Source organism: Flavonifractor sp. DFI.6.63 (assembly GCF_024462255.1).
Taxonomy (GTDB): Bacteria; Bacillota; Clostridia; order Oscillospirales; family Oscillospiraceae; genus Lawsonibacter_A; species Lawsonibacter_A hominis.
Genome location: NZ_JANGBE010000062.1, coordinates 1 through 4,211, shown reverse-complemented (window position 1 = coordinate 4,211; position 4,211 = coordinate 1). Strand labels below are relative to the sequence as shown.

The following is a 4,211-nucleotide window of genomic DNA, read 5'->3' as shown; positions in this document are numbered from 1 at the left end:
CCTTAAGGGGCAGCCCGTGAAAGAAATGCGGTCGGCAAACCTTTCGGGGCCCCTTAAGGGGCTTCGTCCGTATCATGCCCTTCTAGGGCTTACTCAAGCCTCCGGCTTTGCCGGAGGTTTTGACTCTTACAGATTAGCGTCCAGCACCGCGGTATAGCTGTCGGCGGGCATTACGCCCACCTTGCGGTCGATCTCCTTGCCGTCCTTGAAAAAGAGGACGGTGGGGATGCTCATAACGCCGAAGCGGGCGGCCAGCTCCGGTTCGTCGTCTACGTTGACCTTGCCCACCAGGGCCCGCCCCTCGTATCTGCCCGCCAGGTCCTCGATGACCGGGGAGAGCATCTTGCAGGGGCCGCACCAGGAGGCCCAGAAATCCACCATTGCCGTTCCGCTGGAAATCGCTTTGTCAAAACCGTCTTTCGTCAGATGAATCGTCGCCATACTGAAATCTTCCTTTCTATTCATAAAATCAATTCCGGATCGCACGCAGTGCGCCCGTTTTTGTGAAAACAGCTCCCGGCCGATATTCCGCCGGGAGCCGGCGAGAGATACGCCGGCTGCAGCGCACACGCCCTGCTTTGAAACGCGGATCACAGCTGATCCAGATATTCCGCCGCCCGGTGACCGGCCACCTGACCCTCCCCCACGGCTTTGGACACCTGAAGCGGCAGCCCGGTGCAGTCGCCGGCCGCAAATACGCCGGGCAGATTGGTCGCCATGTTTCGGTCCACCGCGATATAGCCGTCCTTCAGCGCCAGATCGGGCAGCAGGTCGGCCAGCGCCATGGCGGGCCGCAGAATGAACACGCCCGCACAGGGCAGCATCCTGCCGTCGGCCCGCAGGGCTTCCACCCCCGCCTCCCCCGTAATCTCCAACTTTGCAGCCTTGACAAAGGGGATCGCCGCTTCCAGGCCCTCCGGCACCCGGTCCGAGACATAGGTGACCCGGCAGCCGATGCTCTGGAGATAGTTGGCCTCCTCCGGCGCGTCGGCAGACTTCCCGACTACCGCCACCGCCCTGCCCCGGTAGAGCATGCCGTCACAGGTAGCGCAGTAGCTGACGCCCCGGCCCAGATGGGCCTCCTCACCCGGGTACTTCCGGGTGCGCACCACGCCGGTGGCCAGCACCAGCGCCCGCGCCTGGGTCATGTCGCTGCCGATTCCTAAGTAGAATGTACCGCCGGAAGGCAGGATATTCAGCACCCGCCCGCTTTTCCACTGCGCGCCCAGCGCCTGCGCATGCCGCCGGAAGCGCTCCAGCAGCGCTCCTCCGCCGGTCTCCGGCAGGCCCAGATAATTGTCCACCCGCTGGGCCTTGTACAGGGCGTTGTCCCGCACGTCGCCGCTGACGATCAGCACCGACTTGCCCCGCACCCGGGCCTGCACGGCGGCGGACAGGCCCGCAGGGCCGCCGCCTACCACTGCGAGGTCATAGATCACAATGCCTCATCCTCCTCAAACAGGGCGGCGATCACGGCCGCCGCCCGCGGGTCTGCCAGCTCATAATAGACCTCGTTGCCCGCCCGGGCGGCCTTTACCACGCCGGCAGCCTTCAGCCGCGCCAGGTGCTGGGAAATGCAGGACTGAGACTGGCCGGTATTGGCCTCCATACAGCCTACGTTGCGGCACCCGCACTCCAGCAGCCCCCGGACCAGCCGCAGACGCAGCGGGTGAGCCAGCGCCTTGAGCAGCTCCGCGTTCCCAGCGTACCGGTCGGTCCTATCGTCCATCCTGATCACCTACATTTGTTTTTTCTAATATTATTATATTCTAATATTCTAATTTGTCAACCCCAATTTTTTATTTTTTTTGCAGGCGGGAAACGCCGGGGGCTCAATGAACCGCCCCAGATTGTGCGGACAGCACAATCTGGGGCGGTTCACCTCTGCGTCCGGCGTTTCTTTTTCACAAAATTTTTGCCATATAAAATTCATCAACAAAGGAGCCATTGACGAACATGGATTTCTCCCTTGTTCCCTCAATCTTAAAACCACTTTTTTCATACAAGTATCTTGCTGTTTCATTGCAACATTCAACAGTAAGTTCCAGTCTCTTAATTCCATTTTTCTTTGCCCAACAATTCAGCATTTCAAAAAAAGATGTACCGATTCCTTTACCTCTATAATCTTTTAAAATGCCTACTACAATATATGCTGTATGAAGAATCCGATTAAACTTTCCCCGTTCTGCCCGAATATAGCCAACCATTTTTTGATTTTCCATTGCCACTTGTAAAAAATCACTTCCGCAAATCACATTATTTACAATATCATTTTTTAATTCTTGAACATTTGTGGTCTGGATTCTCTCATTTGGTTCATACATCATATAATCTGTTTCAGCGTCCAAAGTGTTTAATAATTTCCAAAATGGTTATCCCTTTTAGTCAGCCAGGGCCAAGACCTGAAAATAGGACAGTTGAGCTGATAAAATGAAGGCATGATGACGGGAAAGCGGGGAAAAGAGTCATGCCGAGGCAAAAGGGATTGTCGTTGTACGAGCTTCAGAAGAGATTTGCCACAGAAGAGCAGTGCCGGGATTACTTGGAACAGAAGCGGTGGCCGAACGGCTTTCAGTGTCCGAAGTGCGGTGGCAATAAGCATTATCGACTCTCTAACGGGATGATCCAGTGCGGCACCTGCCGCCACCAGACTTCCGTTACCGTCGGCACGGTCATGCACCGCAGCCATCTTCCTCTGACGAAATGGTTCCTGGCCATGTATTTCATGTCCCAGGACAAGCGCGGGATCTCCGCCGTCCGGCTCAGCCAGGTCATCGGCGTCACTTACAAGGCGGCATGGTATCTCTTGGCTCGGCTCAGAAGGGCCATGGGACAGCGGGACGATACCCATATCCTCGGTGGGACGGTTGAGTTTGACGACGCCTTCTTCGGTGGCCCGACCAAGGGCAAGAAGCGCGGCCGGGGAACTGAAAAAGCAAAGGTTTTCGTGGCGCTGTCTTTGACTGACAAGGGCTATCCCCAGTATCTCAAGATGAAGCCTACGGACAATATTAAGCAAGCCTCTGTGAAACGGTTTGCCCAGACCAGCATCGAAAAGGGCAGCACCATTCTCAGTGATGGCTACCGCAGCTATAGTCCAGCTCTGGCGGGGTATGACCACCGACCCAAAGCCTATGCTCCTGACAGCGGGATGCTCCGCTGGCTGCACATCATGATCGGCAACGCCAAGGCTTTTATTCTGGGTACCTACCACGGGCTGCCGCAGAAGTATCTGGGCGATTATCTCAATGAGTATTGCTTCCGGTTTAGCCGGCGTAACTTTGGGGCCCATTTGCTTGACCGTTTGGTCATTGCTGTTTCTAATTCCTCGTTGGCTTACTCAAGGGGATAACCATAATTTCCAAAAATCTTCTATTTGGTTTAATTCCAGAATTTTATAATAAAGCATAAGTACACCTCAATTCAAATTTACTCAATTATAGCATTACACAAAATTAGTGTCCATGCCAAAATCATTCAGCCGGGACAAAGACCTAAAAAACTGCCCCCGGCGTTTCTCCCTGCGTTTTTCCCGGCGAAGCCGGAACTTCCGCTCCTGTTCCGCCGCGTCCCTTTCTCTGCATCGCTCCTGCCGCTGGAGCTTGCTCTGTTCCCGCTGCAGCTGCAGCGCCTGCTGGGCCTTGGTCCCCACGCCGGTACGGCTCAGCTCGTCTGCCTCCGCTCTCTGCCGCCGTTTCGGGCTGCTGCGGGCGCGCTGCCGGTCCTGAGTCGGAATTCCGGGACTGAAGGTCAGGCCGCGCCACTCCCGCAGCAGCCATTCATATACCTGCCGGTCCTTCGGTTCAGCTCCAAACGTGACCTTACAGGCCTCCAGCCATCCGGCCTCCTCCCGCTCCAGAACGCCCACCCAAAAGGGCCCCTCAAAATAGACGGTCAGCCTTGCGCATCCGTGTTCCATTGTCCGCTCCTCCTTAAAATAACTGCATACGGAACGCGGACAACCAAGGAGGCAGGTTACTGACGGCCTGCCGCGCGGGACAGACGCTGCAGGCCGCGCCCGGACTACCAACCGGGCCGTGTTTTTCGTTCCGCCGTCTCTATTTTATCGCCCCTGTCAAGGGGCTGCAGCGCCGCTGAGACTGCCCCGGTTGACTTTTCAAAACAGCCCTAAAATACACACGCGACCCGCCCGCGCGGTGAGGCGCGGGCGGGTCGGACAGCAGGGATGCCCTCCGGCAGCGCCGGAGGGC

Annotated in this window: 6 protein-coding genes; 1 reads left to right on the top strand and 5 read right to left on the bottom strand. The window is 56.8% G+C overall.

All coding sequences use genetic code 11. The annotated features are described in order from the left end of the window. Positions 1-126: 126 nt before the first annotated feature. From trxA to NE547_RS17785, 4 genes are all read right to left on the bottom strand, one after another. Positions 127-441: a thioredoxin gene (gene trxA / locus NE547_RS17800; RefSeq protein ID WP_186907676.1), complete on the bottom strand. Its 315-nt coding sequence runs from the start codon at positions 439-441 to the stop codon at positions 127-129. Positions 442-590: 149 nt separating this feature from the next. Beyond that, complete coding sequence (locus tag NE547_RS17795) at positions 591-1,439, bottom strand: NAD(P)/FAD-dependent oxidoreductase (protein WP_256176605.1); 849 nt, start codon at positions 1,437-1,439, stop codon at positions 591-593. Beyond that, the gene (locus NE547_RS17790) at positions 1,436-1,729 is read right to left on the bottom strand and encodes a helix-turn-helix transcriptional regulator (protein ID WP_186907675.1); all 294 of its coding nucleotides are present in this window, start codon (positions 1,727-1,729) and stop codon (positions 1,436-1,438) included. Before NE547_RS17790 ends, NE547_RS17795 begins: the two co-directional genes overlap by 4 nt. 175 nt (positions 1,730-1,904) lie before the next feature. Next, positions 1,905-2,327 carry a GNAT family N-acetyltransferase gene (locus tag NE547_RS17785; RefSeq protein WP_256176606.1) on the bottom strand — a complete coding sequence of 141 codons (423 nt, stop codon included), beginning with the start codon at positions 2,325-2,327 and terminating at the stop codon, positions 1,905-1,907. Positions 2,328-2,467: 140 nt separating this feature from the next. Here NE547_RS17785 and NE547_RS17780 point away from each other — a divergent pair, with 140 nt between their 5' ends. After that, positions 2,468-3,352 carry an IS1595 family transposase gene (locus NE547_RS17780; protein ID WP_256176604.1) on the top strand — a complete coding sequence of 295 codons (885 nt, stop codon included), beginning with the start codon at positions 2,468-2,470 and terminating at the stop codon, positions 3,350-3,352. Positions 3,353-3,445: 93 nt separating this feature from the next. On the opposite strand, the gene NE547_RS17775 is transcribed toward NE547_RS17780, so the two are convergent. Then, positions 3,446-3,919 (bottom strand): YjdF family protein, encoded by a 474-nt coding sequence (locus NE547_RS17775; RefSeq protein ID WP_256176603.1) that lies wholly within the window; start codon positions 3,917-3,919, stop codon positions 3,446-3,448. Positions 3,920-4,211: the final 292 nt, after the last annotated feature.

What these genes read in the sequence shown, in the direction of transcription:
- trxA (WP_186907676.1), bottom strand. Translation starts at nt 441, where the DNA reads ATGGCGACGATTCATCTGACGAAAGACGGTTTTGACAAAGCGATTTCC.
- NE547_RS17790 (WP_186907675.1), bottom strand. Translation starts at nt 1,729, where the DNA reads ATGGACGATAGGACCGACCGGTACGCTGGGAACGCGGAGCTGCTCAAG.
- NE547_RS17785 (WP_256176606.1), bottom strand. Translation starts at nt 2,327, where the DNA reads ATGATGTATGAACCAAATGAGAGAATCCAGACCACAAATGTTCAAGAA.
- NE547_RS17780 (WP_256176604.1), top strand. Translation starts at nt 2,468, where the DNA reads ATGCCGAGGCAAAAGGGATTGTCGTTGTACGAGCTTCAGAAGAGATTT.
- NE547_RS17775 (WP_256176603.1), bottom strand. Translation starts at nt 3,919, where the DNA reads ATGGAACACGGATGCGCAAGGCTGACCGTCTATTTTGAGGGGCCCTTT.